Genomic DNA, 17527 nt, shown 5'->3' on the forward strand with positions numbered 1-17527 from the left:
TGACGTTCTTCGCGAGCAAGCTCGCTCCTACAGGTTACATGCGGAACACGCCGAAGCGGCTCGGCTCGATGGGGGCGTTCAGCGCGGCGGACAAGGCCAGGGCCAGCACATCGCGGGTCTGCAGGGGGTCGATAACGCCGTCATCCCACAAGCGCGCGCTGGAGTAGTAGGGGTGGCCCTGGGTTTCATACTGGTCGAGGATCGGCTGCTTGATGGCGGCTTCCTCCTCGGCACTGAAACCGTTGCCAGCGCGTTCAGCCTGCTCGCGTTTGACTTGCACCAGCACCCCGGCCGCCTGTTCGGCGCCCATCACGCCAATGCGTGCGTTGGGCCACATCCACAAGAAGCGCGGGTCATAGGCGCGGCCACACATCCCGTAGTTACCGGCGCCAAAGCTGCCACCGATGATCACGGTGAATTTCGGCACCCTGGCGCACGCCACTGCCGTCACCAGCTTGGCGCCATGCTTGGCGATACCCCCGGCTTCGTATTTCTGGCCGACCATGAAACCGGTGATGTTTTGCAGAAACAGCAGGGGAATCCCCCGTTGACAGGCCAGCTCGATAAAGTGCGCGCCTTTCTGTGCGGCCTCGGCAAACAGGATGCCGTTGTTGGCCAGAATCGCGATCGGGTAGCCATGCAGGTGCGCAAAGCCGCATACCAAGGTCGTCCCGAACAACGCCTTGAACTCGTCGAACACCGAACCGTCCACCAGCCGCGCGATGACTTCGCGTACATCGAACGGCTGTTTGGCATCCGCCGGAATCACCCCGTAAAGCTCTTCGCTGCTGTACAGCGGTGCCACGGGCGGGCGCTGCCGCAACTCACCCTGTTTGCGCCAATTGAGGTTGGCCACGCTGCGCCGGGCCAGGGCCAGGGCGTGTTCATCGCTGTCGGCATAGTGGTCGGCCACGCCGGAGATCTTGCAGTGCACATCAGCGCCGCCGAGGTCTTCGGCGCTGACCACTTCACCGGTGGCCGCCTTTACCAGCGGCGGGCCGGCCAGAAAAATAGTGGCTTGCTGACGCACCATGATCGCTTCGTCGGCCATCGCTGGCACATAGGCGCCGCCGGCGGTACATGAGCCCATCACCACAGCAATCTGCGGGATGCCCTGGGCGCTCATGTTGGCCTGGTTGAAGAAGATCCGCCCAAAGTGCTCGCGGTCGGGGAACACCTCGTCCTGGCGCGGCAGGTTGGCGCCGCCGGAATCCACCAGGTAGATACACGGCAGACGGTTCTGCTCGGCGATGGTCTGGGCACGCAGGTGTTTTTTAACGGTCAGTGGGTAATAGGAGCCGCCTTTGACCGTGGCATCGTTGGCCACGATCATGCATTCGACGCCTTCCACCCGGCCGATACCGGCGATCACCCCGGCAGCCGGAACGTCTTCGCCATATACCTGATGGGCGGCCAGTTGGCTCAGCTCCAGAAACGGCGAGCCCGGGTCGAGCAGACGGTTGATGCGCTCGCGGGGCAACAGCTTGCCGCGCGAGGTGTGGCGTTCCTGGGCCTTGGCGCCGCCACCCAGTTGCACGTGGGCGAGCAGGGTATGCAGGGCGTCGACCTGTGCAAGCATCGCCGCGCTATTGGCGGCAAATTCCGCCGAGCGTGGGTTGAGCTGGGTATGCAGGGTGGCCATGACGCGCTCCTTCAGCGGGTTTCGTTGAACAGTTCGCGACCGATCAACATCCGCCGAATCTCGCTGGTACCGGCGCCGATTTCATACAGCTTGGCGTCACGCAACAGGCGCCCTGCGGGGAATTCGTTGATATAGCCGTTGCCGCCCAGAATCTGGATCGCATCCAGAGCCATTTGCGTGGCGCGCTCGGCGCTGTACAGGATCACGCCGGCGGCATCCTTGCGCGTCGTCTCGCCGCGCTCGCAAGCTTGGGCCACGGCGTAGAGGTAGGCCCGGCTGGCGTTGAGCTGGGTGTACATGTCGGCAACCTTGCCCTGGATCAGCTGGAATTCGCCGATGCTCTGGCCGAACTGCTTGCGGTCGTGGATGTAGGGCACGATCAAGTCCATGCACGCCTGCATGATCCCGGTAGGGCCGCCGGAGAGCACCACGCGTTCGTAATCCAGGCCGCTCATCAACACTTTCACGCCGCCATTGAGCACGCCGAGGATGTTTTCTTCGGGTACTTCGACGTCATCGAAAAACAGCTCGCAGGTATTGGAGCCGCGCATGCCCAGCTTGTCGAACTTGTTGCTGCGACTGAAGCCTTTCCAGTCGCGCTCGACGATAAAGGCGGTAATGCCGTGGGGGCCCTTTTCCAGGTCGGTCTTGGCGTAGATCACATAAGTATTGGCGTCGGGGCCGTTAGTGATCCAGGTCTTGCTGCCATTGAGGACGTAGTGGTCGCCGCGTTTGTCGGCACGCAGTTTCATTGAGACCACGTCGGAGCCGGCATTCGGCTCGCTCATGGCGAGGGCGCCAATGTGCTCGCCGCTGATCAGCTTGGGCAGGTACTTGAGTTTTTGTTCGTGGTTGCCGTTGCGGTTGATCTGGTTGACGCACAGATTGGAGTGAGCTCCGTACGAGAGCGCCACCGAGGCCGAGCCGCGGCTGATTTCTTCCATGCTCACCACGTGGGCCAGGTAGCCCAGGCCGGCACCGCCGTATTCTTCCGGCACGGTGATGCCCAGCAGGCCCATGTCCCCGAACTTGCGCCACAGGTCAGCGGGAAACAGATTATCGATGTCGATCTGCGCCGCACGCGGAGCGACTTCCTTGGCCACGAAGGACTGCACCTGGTCGCGCAGCATGTCGATGGTTTCGCCGAGGGCGAAGTTCAGGGACGGGTAACTCATGGACAGGCACCTTAATGTGGACTTTGTTGTTGTGTGGGTGGGCCGCAAGAGGAGGACGCTCACCTTTACGTTAACGTAAGCTTGCGTTGCGATGCTGTCAATCGTAGTTTACGTTTACGTCAACCTACAAAAAAGACAACAAGGGGTCGTTATGGATCAACCGAATCAGAGCTACAGCCGTGGCTCCCAGGACAAGACCTTGCTGGCCATGACCATTGGCCAGGCGTTCGATCAAACCGTCGCGCAGTATCCTGATGGCGAAGCCTTGGTGGTTCGCCATCAGCAGCGGCGCTACACCTGGCGGCAACTGGCCGAGACGGTTGATCTGCACGCCCGGGCGTTCCTCGCATTGGGCATGCAGGTCGGCGACCGCCTGGGCATATGGGCACCCAATTGCGACGAGTGGCTGATCTGCCAGATCGCGAGCGCCAAGCTTGGCGTCATTCTGGTCAACATCAACCCGGCCTATCGCAGCAGTGAACTGGATTACGTGCTCAAGCAATCCGACTGCCAATGGCTGGTGTGCGCCGGCTCGTTCAAGACCTCCGATTACCACGCCATGCTCCAGGCACTCAAGCCTGAGTTGCGCGGCCTGATCAGCCTTGATCCCAGCCCGCCGCCGGAGTTTTTGCCCTGGTCGCAGTTAGCAGACCTTGGCGCAGGCGTGCCGCCCGAGCAACTGCACAGCCGCCAGGCCAGCCTGCATTTCGATCAACCGGTAAATATCCAGTACACCTCCGGCACCACGGGCTTTCCCAAGGGGGCTACCCTCAGTCACCACAACATCCTTAATAACGGTTACATGGTCGGCGAAAGCCTGGGCCTGACCGCGCAGGACCGCCTGGTCATCCCGGTGCCGTTGTATCACTGCTTCGGCATGGTGATGGGCAACCTCGGTTGCATCACCCACGGCACCACCATGATCTATCCCAATGACGGTTTCGACCCGCTGCTGACATTGACCGCCGCCGCCGAAGAACGCGCCACCGGCCTGTATGGCGTGCCGACCATGTTTATCGCCATGCTCGATCACCCGCGACGGGCCGAGTTCGACTTGGCCAGCCTGCGCACCGGCATCATGGCCGGGGCGACATGCCCTATCGAAGTCATGCGTCGGGTCATCAACGAACTGCATATGAGCGAAGTGCAGATTGCCTACGGCATGACCGAAACCAGCCCTGTGTCGCTGCAAACCGGAGCGGATGACGATATAGAACGGCGCGTCACCACGGTGGGCCGCACCCAACCGCAACTGGAGACCAAGATTGTCGACGATGCCGGCAACACCGTGGCTCGTGGCGTGATCGGTGAGCTGTGTACGCGTGGCTACAGCGTGATGCTCGGTTACTGGAACAACCCCGACAGCACCCGCGAGGCAATTGATGAGGCCGGCTGGATGCACACCGGCGACCTGGCGACCATGGATGAACACGGCTACGTCTGCATTGCCGGGCGGAACAAGGACATGATTATTCGCGGCGGCGAAAACGTATACCCGCGTGAACTGGAGGAGTTTTTCTTCACCCATCCGGCCGTGGCCGACGTGCAGATCATCGGTATTCCGGATGAGCGTTACGGTGAAGAAATCGTCGCCTGGATCAAATTCCATCCCGGCCATGTGGCCAACGAGCTGGAACTGTTGAGCTGGTGCAAGGACCGCATCGCCCACTTCAAGACGCCCAGGTACTTTAAATTTGTGGACGAGTTTCCGATGACGGTCACCGGCAAGATTCAGAAGTTTCGTATGCGCGAGATGACATTGGAGGAACTCAAACGAAACTGAAACCGTAAGCCCCAAAAGGGTGGTAGCCCTGTATGACCTGCCTGTGCGACGGGCCCCTTAGGGTAGCGAACTTACTTCGCTATCCTCGGGATATTCCACATGACAGCCAGTCCTCCCTCTGCGGCGCCTGACGCGGACGAACAAAGCGTTCACTTCTATACCCTCCAAGACAACACACCTGACTGGTATACGCAGTCGCTGGCAGAGCACAAAAGACAACTGGCTCTTCAGCCGCTGAAGATTCCTGATTGGTATCGATATGCATCAGAGGAGTCCAGGGCGAACCTCAAGAATATCCACGCGCGCAGCCGGCGATCATTGAATCAGCTGGATCAGTTGTTGGTTGAGTTGAAAAGCCCGGTTGATTTTGCAGCGCCTCTGCTGGTGGCGGCCATTGAAAAAACATTCAACCTTCGGCTGGACGTTTTGCGTGTTTTTTACGCGCGCAAAATGGAAGAGTTGCAGTGTGAACGCATGCCCACTGCAGTTGCACGCAGCAGTGCCGTGGTGTTGGATCCAGTGTTCTATTTCTACAAGGGAGTCAGCCTGCTCGAAGCCGCGTTGGGCAACTTCACCGAGGATGAGGCCAAGGTCCCGGCCTGCAAGGACTGTCACCTGATTACCGAGTACAACTTTCATCGGCGCTTGCCGCAAGCACGACCGATTCCTGGCGACGTAAAGACCGTTCGGGTTCGAATCGAGGCGCACGAGTTTGCGCGGATGTGCCGGGAGTTGGATCTAGGTGCAAAGTACTACGACCATGTCCGTAACACGCTCAATGCTCAGATCCGTCCGACAACCCCAGGTGCGTCGTCCGGCAAACTCTACAGCTCGATGATCACAGCCCATCGAAATCAGCTGGCGCTGGCTGCGCAAATCGCCGTGATGAAGCAGGACATTCAGACGGATAGCCATGCGTTGATCAAGAATCTCCTGATCAACCAGAGTGGACTCACCTTGGATGGATTGGAGGTCAAGTACTCAAGGTTTTCGCTGTGCGCATGCGCCCTGGAACAGATTCTGATCATCGGCCCTGTAGTAGTTAAAACCTACTTCAGGAGTACTTTAATCCTGCCTGCTCGCTGCTTGGTTTATATACCCGGCGACCCGGAGTTCGTACTTAAGGAATACCCCAATCTCGATCTGTTCGCCGACCACCTGACAACACGTTTGTGCAGCGCCAAGTACCGTGCATTTTTCAGTCAGTTCGTGCTGCTTTCCCAACAGGATGTTTTTTTCACACGGCTTAAGGCAATGCTGGATCCCGAGGGGGTATTCACGCCATTCGACGATTTTGACCTCGGTTCAAAACGCAGGCTCAGTAGTCCAGCGGACTACGGTTATGCAATGGCGTGGAAAGATGTGTGGTATGACAGCGCGCTACACAGAATCCGCTCGATCATCAGCAATAGCAGTACCGCAGCGGTGTCGACGCATGACATTGACGCGCGTGAGCACAGCGCTCGGTTGGCGTGGTGGGGCAACAAGGCGCTGGATATTCTTAACGTGGCTGCGTTTGTGGTCCCTGTTCTTGGCGATGTCATGTTGGCCGTCGCGGCAGTGCAAATGTTCAATGAGTTCGTCGAGGGCGCAGAGGCGTGGTCCGAGGGGCAGACCCAGGAGGCCTGGGGGCATTTCTCGGCGGTGTTGCTGGGGGCGGCTGGGCTGGCGGTGCCCAAGGCACTGATGCTGGCTAAGGACTCGGCGTTCGTCAAACGCCTGGTTCGTATCGAATTTGCGGACGCAAGGGTGCGCTTGCACGATTCTGACTTGGGAACATTCAAGCACTCGGTGACATTACCCGCTGACATCAAGCCAGATGCCAGAGGCTTGTACGTTCATCAAGGTCAAGCCTATCTGCCGGTGGATGCCGCACACTACCGGATCATGGAGGGCGAAGGCGGGACCAGGCTTGTGCATCCGGATGGGGCATCGCAGTATTCACCGCGAGTTCGTCATAACGGCGGTGGTGCCTGGGTCCACGAGTTCGAACAACCCCTGGGGTGGGATCGCAGAACCTTGCTGCGCCGCATAGGGCACACGGTCGATGCACTGAGCGATACCGAACTGGAACAGCTCAGAATCATGAGTGGGGTCACGGATGACGAGCTACGCCGACTTTACATTGATCAGCAGTTACCTGCGCCGCTGTTCCGCGAAGGCCTGAGGCACTTTGACATCCACCTCAGTTACCAGACCTTGCTCGACAACCTGAGCAGCACTCATCCTGAAGAGTTTGGGCGTGTGAGTGGTTACCAGCAGCTCGACCTGCTCCAGCGCGATGGCGCATGGCCCAGTACCAAGGTGCTGGAAATCAGGAATGCTGCCGGAGAAACCATCTGGCGTTCCACCCCCGATATCGCCGTGCAGGAAACCGTGGTACTGAGCGAAGAGGAGGTTCTCTCGGGGCGCATCCTGCAGCCCTTACTGGCGCAGTTGGACCTTGCTGAAGCGCGCATGTTGTTGAAAGAGGGCATTCCACGTGACACGGTCACGCTCGATACGATCGTGACCGGTGAGGTCGAGGTTGAATTGCCCGATCATCTGCAACGGCCAGTCAGTGAAAGGGCACTCGACGTGCCTTCCTATGCCAAGCGGTTGGCCCATTATCAGCGTCGCTTGTTGAAGCTGGCGCGGGAACAACGCGATGACCTCATCGAGCGCGACCTTGCAGCCGGTAACCTGTCCAGTGATCCCAACGTGCAATTGGTCCAGCGCTCCTTTCCAGGCTTGCCCAAACTGGTTATTGAAGAGCTGCTGCAACATGCCACCAGCGCAGAAATGACCTACATGGAGCAAAGCTCGCGTGTGCCATTGCGCCTGGCAGAGGAGGCCCGAAGCTATCTGCCGCGTGCGCGTCTGCTGCGCGCTCATGCCGCGCTTCACTTTGGCACCCGGCTCACGATGGATAGCGTGCGGCTTGCCTTGCACAAGCTGGCAGCCATCCCCGGAAAACTGCAGGGGATAGGCATCGAGCTGCGCGCCGACAGCTCAACAGGAACGTTGCTGGATCAGGTTGGAGAACGCGATGCCCTCAAACGGTTTCGGATAATTCGTCTCAGCATGACGCGTTGGGAGGTTCGCAACGCATTGGACGAAACGCTGTACGCGCGCTCAGACAAAGATGCGTTCTACAGCGCGCTTTGGTTCGCTACGGGCGGCGAGTTTGGCGACTGGGCGCGGCTCAGGGCCGCGACAGATAACCTGAAGAGAGAACTTGTGCGACAGCCATTGAACGAAGCGTCGGCCAGGCAGGCGCTGAATGTGCAGCCCATCAAGCCAGGCTACAAATCGCCCATGCGCCTTGCCGACGGGCGTTATGGCTATCCACTGAGCCCTGTAACGGGGGCTGCCGAACTCCCGTTCATATGTGACCTCAAGGTGGGGCGGCTGTACCCCACCCTGGAAACTGAAGAGGTGCGAGCATTGTTGGGCATGGAAGGGCGAAGCCATGCTGATTTCCTGGCGCGATTGATTGAGCTGGAGAAGGAATTCGAAGGACTCCACACCACCTTGACTCATTGGGTCCAGGAGGGCGGAGCGAATCTCTCCGACAGCAGGCGCAGAGTCGCGTCCAGAATCAAATCTGCCTGGCGGCGTATCTCTGCGCAAGCGCACGCAGCAGATGGGAGCCCCATTGGTCATACCCTTGATATATCCGATGAAAACATTCAGCAACTGCCAGCGATCACCGCCAATATGGATCACGTGGGCAGCTTGAATTTGAGCCGTATGTGGCTGACCGATGACTCGATGGTGTTCCTGCGAGCTTTTGGCCGGTTGCGTTGGTTAAAGGCTAGTGGGAACTATCTGACCCAACTGCCGGAGTTTGCCAATGAAGGGGCTGGACTGACCAAACTGGATTTGAGCGCAAACGACCTGGCGCTGACCGCACAGGCGAGCGCGCGCCTGGAACGCATGGGCGGGTTGAAAATTCTTAATCTGGCAGACAACCTCCGGTTGGGCTGGACCGCTGATATAAGCGGGCTACGAAGCCTCAATCGACTCGACTTGAGCAATACCGAGACGCACACATTTCCCTCTGGAGCCGAGCATCTGACGCAGCTCGCCGCGATTGATCTGCATTCAAATCAGATCAGTACGCTGCCTGATTATGCGTTCGATAATATTGAAAGAATCAACCTGCACGATAATCCGTTATCTGAAGAAACCGTTGCACGTCTTGGTAACCGCGCACCGTATGTTCAACCGTTATGGGCACATGTCACCCGTGCTGAAGGGCGCGAGTTATGGCTACGCGATCTGGAACACACCGAGCGAACACGCTGCGAACCACTTTGGGATTCGCTGGGCGCGGATCCGAACTCAAGCGCGTTTTTTACCATCATCACTGACGTTACCCGCTCTGCTGAATACCAAAGCGTGGTAACCCGGCCGCAATTGCGTGAGCGTATTTGGGAGATGCTTACGGCTGTCAGTGAACACGAGAGTTTTCGTGAACTGATGTTCGATATTGCCGATGAAAGGTTTACCTGTGGTGATGGAAGTACGCTGGAATTCATGAATCTGGAGCGAGAGCTGTTCGTGCTGGAAACTACGCAACTGGCAGAGGGTCCAGCTCTCGAAAATCAACTGTTGGTGGCGTCGAAAAAATTGTTTCGTCTGAAGTTGGTGGACGACATTGCGCAGCGAGATGTGACTGCCCGAGGCGTTGAGTTCAAAGAGCAAAGCGAAGTGATCCTGGCATACAGGATCCGCCTGGCGGACAGGCTTGGGCTGCCGGTCAAGACGCGCAGAATGCTCTTCCCTGCAATCGCCGACGTGAGTCAAACAGCGATCGAGGACGCTTACGTAGAGGTGCTTAGAGCCGAAGCGATAGGTAGCGACGAAGTCGATTTTTTGGTTGGGCAAGAATACTGGGAAAGGTATCTGCGTAAACACTACGCCCGTGAATTCAATTCCTTGACAGGCCCCGACATGGCAAATATCGAGGAAAAAAGTGAAGCGCTGGAGACGTTATCGCAATTGCAAGCGGAGCCGGACGCTGACGCGGATCAAGCGACACGAGACGCTTGGCAAGCCAATCGAGATGCGGCGGTTGAGCGGCTGGGAACCTTGCTGGGTATGACTAAGGATGAGATTTTGGCCGATGGTTCGATGCAAAGCGGCTTTTACGACGCGCAGATGCGCGCGCTCGGCGTTGCGCGCAGGGAGCAGCAAAATAACGGGTTAAGGATGCTGACGCGAAAGGTACTCGATAACCACGCGGCGGAGCCGGGAGTGTAGCTCTGAGCTATCAACCTCTGGATGCACAAAGGGGACCCGAAGGTCCCCTTTAATTTGTCGTTGCGTGCTCTTTTTTATTATTGAGGGGCGGCCTGTTGTTGTTTTTGGTAGCCGTGGCCCGTACTGCTGTTTTTAGCGACCCCCATCCGGGGTCAAGAGCAAACGTATTTTTTTGAACGCTGACCTGCTTCTTCGTAAACGATCCAACCAGTGGTAGCTACCTGAGGTAGTTTTATTTTTCTCTATCCGGTTGCGGGTTGCGGCACGCCGTACCCTGCGAAGCACATCTTCTCCAAAAAAATCTGTTAGCTGCGTCTCTGCCGTGTTGTTTTTGTTATGTCAGAGTCGTTTCGTCTTGTTTTTATTAGGTTTGGCGCTTTTTATTCTTGTTATGCCATAGAGATAGCAGAAGCCGTGCCAACTTTTAAAAACCGTTTAAAATCAATCGCTTATATTTTTTCCTGGAAAGGGTGTTGCCTAAGCACGACGAATTCTGTTCCCGCGTTACCCGTTGTGTATGTGTGCGGTAACACATTGTCACAGCTGTGCTACTCAACCGGCGTTACGCACCTTCGCAACACGAGACCCTGTAGGTCGCCCAAGAACATGGCTGATCTGCTGGCCCGCGCCAATCAAGCGTTCCAGGTCGATCCCGGTTTCGATCCCCAAACCGTTGAGCAGGTACAGCACGTCTTCGGTGGCAACGTTACCGCTGGCGCCTTTGGCGTAAGGGCAGCCGCCGAGGCCCGCGATAGAGCTGTCGAACACATGGATGCCTTCGAGCAGGCTGGCATAGATATTGGCGATGGCCTGGCCGTAGGTGTCATGGAAATGCCCGGCCAGCTTGTCCCTCGGCACTTGCGCGCCGACCACTTCGAACAGGCGCCGGGTTGCGCCCGCGGTGCCTGTGCCGATGGTGTCGCCCAGTGAGACTTCATAGCAGCCCATCGCGTACAGCTCACGGGCGACCGCGGCGACTTGCTCCGGGGCAACATCGCCTTCATAGGGGCAGCCCAGCACGCACGACACATACCCGCGCACGCTGACGCCGTGTTGCTTGGCCGCCGCCATGATCGGCGCGAATCGCTCCAGGCTTTCGCTGATAGAGCAGTTGATATTGCGCTGGGAAAACGCCTCAGACGCCGCAGCAAACACCGCAACTTCCTTGACGCCGGCCGCCAGCGCATCCTCAAAGCCGCGCAGGTTCGGCGCCAGCGCACCGTAGGTCACGCCAGGCTTGCGCTGGATCTGCGCGAATACCTCAGCCGAACCGGCCATCTGCGGTACCCATTTGGGCGAGACAAAACTGCCGACTTCGATATAGCTCAACCCGGCTTGGCTCAACGCGTCTACCAACTGGACTTTGTCCGCCACGCTGATGGGCTGGGCTTCGTTCTGCAAACCGTCGCGTGGGCCGACTTCCACCAGGCGCACGTAAGAGGGGAGGGACATGGCAGTTACCTTCTGGTTAATGGCCGGCTTGGCTGATGGTCTGCGCCAGGGCCTGGGTGCAGCGCTCTTCGGCGGTGTCCAGTTCCAGCTTCATTTGTTCGATATCCAGCAGCTGCTGTTCCAGCTGTTCGCGGCGTTCGGCGATTTTCGCCAACATGCTGTTGAGCTGGATCTGGTTGCCGCCGCTGGGGTCGTAGAGTTCGATCAGTTCGCGGCATTCGGCCAGGGAAAAGCCGATGCGCTTACCCCGCAGGATCAGCTTGAGGCTGACCTTGTCCCGCGCCGAGTAGATGCGCTCCTGGCCCCGACGTTCCGGAGCCAGCAGGCCTTGTTCTTCATAGAAGCGAATGGCGCGGGTGGTGATATCGAGCTCGCGGGCGAGGTCGGAGATGCTGTAGGTGGTGCTCATGGCGGTGCTCAAGAAAGGCTTGGCGCTAAGCTAATTGCAGGTTGACGTGAACGTCAAGGCCGTCATCAGTACTGTAGGAGCGAGCTTGCTCGCGAAAAATCCGAGAGCACCGGGTTGAACCGGGCAGCCCACGTTATTGTTGACGATTTTCGCGAGCAAGAACTAGGCGTCCCCCCCGCTCCTACAATTTGTCGAGCTTCTTTTCGTGGGCGGTGACTTGCTGGCACAACTCGATCATTTGCTCACGCATCCAGCGGTTTGCCGGGTCCTGGTCGGTGCTTTCGTGCCAGTACAGGTGGGTTTCCACCGGCGGCACGTCGTTGAGCGGCAGGTTGAACCAGTGCAGTTCATGGCGGCGGGCGAAGCGCTCGGGCACGGTCATGACCATGTCGGTCTGCTGCAACACTTGCGAAGCCATCAGGTAGTGCTGCGAGCGCAGGGCGATCTTGCGCTGGATGCCCATCTTGCCCAGCGCCAGGTCCACATGGCCCAAGCCATTGCGACGGCTGGAAATATGAATGTGGGTCAGCGACAGGTAATCGTCCAGGCTGAATTTGTCTTTGCCGGCCATGGGGTGACCCTTGCGCATGGCGCACACGTAGCGGTCTTCCATCAGCTTGACATGGCGCACCTGCGGGTCGGTGTTGAGCGGCGCATCCACAGCAAAATCCAGGCGCCCGGCGGCCAGTTCCTTGGTGGTCTCACGGCGCTTGGACAGGAAACTCTCGATCACCACCGTCGGCGCCAGGCGACGCAGGCGCTGGAACAATAACGGCAGGATCACCGCTTCAGTGAGGTCGGTCATGCTGATGCGGTAGGTCTTGGCCGCCTGCTGGGGATTGAAAATCCGACTTTCCTGTACCGACACCCGCAGCAACGACAGCGCATTGCGCACCGGGCCGATGATGTTCTGCGCCATCGGTGTGGGCACCATGCCTTGGGCGGTACGCACGAACAGCGGGTCGTTGAAGGTTTCGCGCAGGCGCGCCAGGGCGTTGGACACAGCCGGCTGGGTGATGCCGACGATCTGCCCGGCGCGGGTCAGGTTGGCTTCGGTGTAGATCGCATCAAAGACGATGAAGAGGTTGAGGTCGACCTTGCTCAAATTCATTTCGTTGCGCTCTTATTGTGAGTGTCCATACGCCGATCATATATCGGTGATGAATGTTAATACACGCCGAGAATAGGCTAGGTAAATTATCAGCGCTGTTCTAGCATCGAATGCATGACCTAAACAACCTCTCAAAGAAGGGAGCTGCTCATGGATTTCGCCTATTCGCCCAAGGTTCAGGAACTGCGTGAACGCGTCACTGCGTTTATGGACGCCTACGTCTACCCGGCCGAGCCGGTGTTCGAACGCCAGGTCAGCGAAGGTGATCGCTGGCAGCCCACCGCAATCATGGAAGAGCTCAAGGCCAAGGCCAAATCCGAGGGCTTGTGGAACCTGTTCCTGCCTGAATCCGAACTCGGCGCTGGCCTGACCAACCTCGAATACGCGCCGCTCGCGGAAATCATGGGCCGCTCGTTATTGGGCCCGGAGCCGTTCAACTGCTCCGCACCCGACACCGGCAATATGGAAGTGCTGGTGCGCTACGCCAACGAAGAGCAGAAACAACGCTGGCTTGAACCGCTGTTGCGTGGCGAAATTCGCTCGGCCTTCGCCATGACCGAGCCCGATGTCGCCTCCTCGGACGCCACCAACATGGCCGCCCGCGCTGAACGCCAGGGCGATGAGTGGGTGATCAACGGCAAGAAATGGTGGACCTCCGGCGCCTGTGACCCGCGCTGCAAAATCCTGATCTTCATGGGCCTGAGCAATCCGGATGCACCACGCCACCAGCAGCACTCAATGATCCTGGTGCCGGTAGACACCCCCGGCGTGAAAATCGTGCGCCCGTTGCCGGTGTTCGGCTACGACGATGCGCCTCATGGCCATGCTGAAGTGTTGTTCGAAAACGTGCGTGTGCCGTATGAAAATGTCTTGCTGGGTGAAGGTCGTGGCTTCGAAATCGCCCAGGGACGCCTCGGCCCGGGCCGTATCCACCACTGCATGCGCTCTGTCGGCATGGCCGAGCGCGCGTTGGAATTGATGTGCAAGCGCTCGGTAAGCCGCACCGCATTCGGCAAGCCGCTGGCTCGTCTGGGCGGCAATATCGACAAGATCGCCGACTCGCGCATGGAAATCGACATGGCGCGTCTGCTGACTCTGAAAGCGGCGTACATGATGGACACGGTGGGCAATAAAGTAGCGAAAAGCGAAATCGCCCAGATCAAGGTGGTGGCGCCGAATGTGGCCTTGAAGGTGATCGACCGCGCCATCCAGATTCACGGCGGCGCCGGGGTTTCCAATGATTTTCCGCTGGCCTATATGTACGCCATGCAACGCACCCTGCGCCTGGCCGACGGCCCGGACGAAGTGCATCGCGCAGCGATTGGCAAGTTTGAGATTGGCAAATATGTGCCGCGGGAATTGATGCGCGGCGGGCAGTAACACCCCAATCTGGGGCAAGCCCCCTCCCACATTTTGATTTGCGAACACAGTCAAAGGTGGGAGGGGGCTTGCCCCCGATGAGGCCAGTCCAGGCACACCAACCCCCAAAATTTCAATACACCCATACCTCCACCCGCCGATTCTTGATCCGCCCCTCATCCGCAGTATTGGCCGCCACCGGCATCTGCGCACCAAACCCGCGAATATCCTTGAGCACCACGCCGCTTTTGACCAGCTCGCGGCGCACCGCCATTGCGCGTAACTTTGACAACAATGCCGCACGCTGCGGATCATTCTTGGTATCGCCAAACCCCACCAGCGTGACCTGCTTGTTCAGCTTGCCCTGGTTTTTGATATAAGCCACTACCCGCTGCAAATCCTGGCGCGCCTTGTTGTCGAGGCTGGCGCTACCCTCTTCGAAGCGAAAATTTACCGTCAGGCGCTGAGCGTCGCGGGCGATGGCCTGGTAATCGTCCGGCATCGACGGGCGCGGTGTCACGCCGATCGCCTGCACTTGCTGGGCGATAAAGCCATTGGCCGCCACTATCGCCTGGCCCTTGCTGCCTTGGGTAAAGTCCACCAGCGCCTTGGCCCACGGGTTGGGGGAGGAGGGTGGCAAGTAGAAGAACAGCCGACGCGACAGCGGGTAATCTTCGGTGGCGATCAGGCTGGTCAGCGGCAACATCGGTTGCGAGTCACCGTCGACAATCGCCACCGCCTTGGCCTGACGCACATAGGGCAGGCCGATAAAGCCGATACCCTGAGGGTCCTGGCTGACGGCATCGGACAACTGTTCGCTGGATTCGAAACGCTTGGCGGAGGGCGCGAGCGGTTGCTTGCGTCGGTCGAGCACCAGTTCTTTGAAGGTGTCGTAGGTGCCGGACTGATCATCACGGGCATATAAATGAATGGCCCCGCCACTCCCGCCCAACGCCTCCCAGGTGCTGACTTCACCGTTGAAGATCTGAGCCAACTGCTCGGTGGTCAGGCTATGGAGTGAATTGCGCGGGCTAACAATGATCGCCAGGCCATCAATGGCGATGACCTGTTCGGCATCGGGGCCTTTCAGGTCGCCCAGAGGTTCAAGGTCCACCAGTTCGCCGTCCTTGATGGGGCGCGACGCCGCGGCCAGGTCGGCGCGGGCGTTTTTCAGCGCGATAAAGCCGGTGCTGGAACCGTGGGCCGCGATTTCGATGGTCACCGTCTTGCCTTGACGCGTCGTGCCGATCACACGCTGTTCATTTGCCCCGGCACCCGGTTCGCTGCGCACATCCCGTAAGCCTTGATACTCCATTAAACCCTTGACCAACGCCGGGCCGAGAGCTGCGCCGATGGTGTTGGAGCCCTGGATGCGCAGGGCCGGGCCTTGGTCGGGAATGGGAAGGGAAGCTGCCATCGCGGGGAGTGCGAGGGCAAAACACAGGAACAGAACGCGCAGCATCATGCCGGCACCTTCTCAAGCCAAAGGGAGTGCCGGGAGATTAAGTCAGTTGGATTGCAGCAATATGACCGACACAGGCGCCGGCAAACCCTGATGCCCTGTAGGAGCGAGCTTGCTCGCGAAAACCGTCAACGATAACGCAGCGACTCTGTTTTAACGCGGCGCTTTCAAGTTCTTCGCGAGCAAGCTCGCTCCTACAATTTATTTTTGAGCTCAGCTCAATTCCAGCCAAATCGGCGCATGATCCGAAGGCTTCTCCAGCCCGCGCAAATCGTAATCCACCCCGGCATCCTTGATCCGTGGCACCAGCCCGGTCGACGCCATGATCACGTCAATGCGCAACCCACGCTTAGGCTCATCCTCAAAACCACGGCTGCGGTAGTCGAACCAGCTGAAACGGTCGGTCACATCGGGGTTGAGGTGGCGGAAACTGTCCACCAGGCCCCAGTTTTTCAGGCGCTCCATCCACTCGCGCTCTTCCGGCAGGAAGCTGCACTTGCCGGTTTTCAGCCAGCGTTTGGCGTTGTCGGCGCCGATGCCGATGTCGCAGTCTTGCGGGGAAATGTTCACATCGCCCATCACCACCAGCGCCTGGTCATTGCTGAACTGGCTTTCCAGCAGGTGCTGCAAGTCTTCGTAGAAGCGCTGCTTGGCCGGAAACTTGGTGGGGTGGTCGCGGCTTTCGCCCTGGGGGAAATAGCCGTTCATGATGGTGACCGGCTGGCCATGTTCGTCGGCAAAGGTGCCCCAGATAAAACGGCGCTGGGCGTCTTCTTCATCGCTGGCGAAACCTTTGTGCAGGCTCAAGGCCGGCTGGCGCGAGAGCAGGGCCACGCCGTAATGGCCTTTCTGTCCGTGGTAGTACACGTGATAACCCAGGGCCTGCACTTCGGCCAGCGGGAACTGATCATCGTGGACCTTGGTTTCCTGCAGGCCGATCACGTCGGGTTGATGCTTTTCAATCAGCGCCGCCAGCTGATGAGGGCGAGCACGCAGCCCGTTGATATTGAAGGAGACGATTTTCATGGTCGGCAGTCCAGTCTGGCAAAAGGGCGATGCTAGCCGACAAGTCGGATGGGGGCCAGTGTGGCGGTAAGGGCAATGCGCTGCTAATGTCGGGGAACGACTGGAGCTGTGCAGGTTCGTACCCATAAGAACGCCATGTTTGAGTGGCGCCCAGGGAGATTGACTGTTATGCCAGACACTTCGACGGCCACTGCCGAAATCCGCCTGCTCAATAGCGGTTATTCCCGTGAAGCGCGATCTCTGCTTTATCAGGCGTATCGCCACGAACCGACCTTCGCCTACATCTTTGAAGCCGAGCGGCCGGGTTACGAGCAGCGGGTGCGCGCCACCGTGCGCGAATTGGTCAAGCAGCACTTCTTCCAGAAACTTCCCGCCATCGGCCTGTTCGTCAACGACCGGTTGATCGGTATAGCCCTGATCGCGCCGCCGCAACGCCGCCTGGGCATCACCGAAAGCTGGGCCTGGCAAATCCGCATGTGGCTGAGCACGGGCGTGCGCGGTACGCGACGCTACCTGGAATATCATCAGGCCGTACTGGCGTGCTTGCCCAGCGAGGCCGTGCATGTGTTGCCGCTGCTGGGTATTCACCCGCAGTTCCAGGGCCAGCATCATGGTGAGCAACTGCTCGAAGCCGTCCACAATTGGTGCGCTGACGACCCGCATTCCTCAGGCGTGGTGCTCGACACCGGCAACTCCCGCTACCTGGATTTCTACAAGCGCCAAGGCTATGAAGAGATCGGCGAAGTCGCCGTAGGGCCAGTACTGGAGCATGTGTTTTTCCATCCCAATCCCCAGGCGTTACATCCTGCAACGGCTTAGCCAGAATTATTCAGACAATTCCCGGTTCTAAGTCCCTCCCTA

General features: G+C 58.8%; 11 protein-coding genes. 4 read left to right on the forward strand and 7 right to left on the reverse strand.

Annotation, left to right across the window (positions count from 1 at the left end; translation table 11 throughout):
* Positions 1–34: 34 nt before the first annotated feature.
* Both JFT63_RS02780 and JFT63_RS02785 read right to left on the reverse strand, forming a co-directional pair.
* Positions 35–1642, reverse strand: coding sequence for a carboxyl transferase domain-containing protein (locus tag JFT63_RS02780; RefSeq protein WP_198843406.1), 1608 nt, complete (start codon positions 1640–1642; stop codon positions 35–37).
* A gap of 11 nt (positions 1643–1653) precedes the next feature.
* Positions 1654–2817 carry an isovaleryl-CoA dehydrogenase gene (locus tag JFT63_RS02785; protein WP_057700504.1) on the reverse strand — a complete coding sequence of 388 codons (1164 nt, stop codon included), beginning with the start codon at positions 2815–2817 and terminating at the stop codon, positions 1654–1656.
* A gap of 151 nt (positions 2818–2968) precedes the next feature.
* On the opposite strand from JFT63_RS02785, the gene JFT63_RS02790 reads away from it, so the two are divergent.
* Entirely contained in the window at positions 2969–4600 is a 1632-nt protein-coding gene (locus JFT63_RS02790) for an AMP-binding protein (protein WP_198843407.1), read from the forward strand.
* 99 nt (positions 4601–4699) lie between these two features.
* Positions 4700–9847, forward strand: a complete 5148-nt coding sequence (locus JFT63_RS02795; RefSeq protein WP_198843408.1) for an NEL-type E3 ubiquitin ligase domain-containing protein — start codon at positions 4700–4702, stop codon at positions 9845–9847.
* A gap of 552 nt (positions 9848–10399) precedes the next feature.
* Here the strand turns inward: JFT63_RS02795 and JFT63_RS02800 are convergent.
* The 3 genes from JFT63_RS02800 to JFT63_RS02810 all read right to left on the reverse strand — a co-directional run bounded on the left by JFT63_RS02800 (position 10400) and on the right by JFT63_RS02810 (position 12819).
* Positions 10400–11299: a hydroxymethylglutaryl-CoA lyase gene (locus JFT63_RS02800; RefSeq protein ID WP_186561663.1), complete on the reverse strand. Its 900-nt coding sequence runs from the start codon at positions 11297–11299 to the stop codon at positions 10400–10402.
* A 16-nt stretch (positions 11300–11315) separates the two neighbouring features.
* Entirely contained in the window at positions 11316–11708 is a 393-nt protein-coding gene (locus tag JFT63_RS02805; RefSeq protein WP_057700500.1) for a MerR family transcriptional regulator, read from the reverse strand.
* 181 nt (positions 11709–11889) lie between these two features.
* Positions 11890–12819: a LysR family transcriptional regulator gene (locus JFT63_RS02810; RefSeq protein WP_057700499.1), complete on the reverse strand. Its 930-nt coding sequence runs from the start codon at positions 12817–12819 to the stop codon at positions 11890–11892.
* A 150-nt stretch (positions 12820–12969) separates the two neighbouring features.
* Between JFT63_RS02810 and JFT63_RS02815 the strand changes: the two genes are divergently transcribed.
* Positions 12970–14199, forward strand: a complete 1230-nt coding sequence (locus JFT63_RS02815) for an acyl-CoA dehydrogenase (RefSeq protein ID WP_198843409.1) — start codon at positions 12970–12972, stop codon at positions 14197–14199.
* A 112-nt stretch (positions 14200–14311) separates the two neighbouring features.
* Here the strand turns inward: JFT63_RS02815 and JFT63_RS02820 are convergent, their stop codons facing one another.
* On the reverse strand, positions 14312–15643 hold the full coding sequence (locus JFT63_RS02820; RefSeq protein ID WP_198843410.1) for a substrate-binding domain-containing protein: 1332 nt from the start codon (positions 15641–15643) through the stop codon (positions 14312–14314).
* 210 nt (positions 15644–15853) lie between these two features.
* Positions 15854–16666, reverse strand: a complete 813-nt coding sequence (xthA, locus tag JFT63_RS02825) for an exodeoxyribonuclease III (RefSeq protein ID WP_057700496.1) — start codon at positions 16664–16666, stop codon at positions 15854–15856.
* A gap of 168 nt (positions 16667–16834) precedes the next feature.
* Between xthA and JFT63_RS02830 the strand changes: the two genes are divergently transcribed.
* Positions 16835–17485 (forward strand): GNAT family N-acetyltransferase, encoded by a 651-nt coding sequence (locus JFT63_RS02830; protein ID WP_057700495.1) that lies wholly within the window; start codon positions 16835–16837, stop codon positions 17483–17485.
* Positions 17486–17527 lie beyond the last annotated feature (42 nt).

The sequence above is a fragment of the Pseudomonas sp. MF7453 genome, assembly GCF_016405455.1.
GTDB lineage: Bacteria > Pseudomonadota > Gammaproteobacteria > Pseudomonadales > Pseudomonadaceae > Aquipseudomonas > Aquipseudomonas paralactis.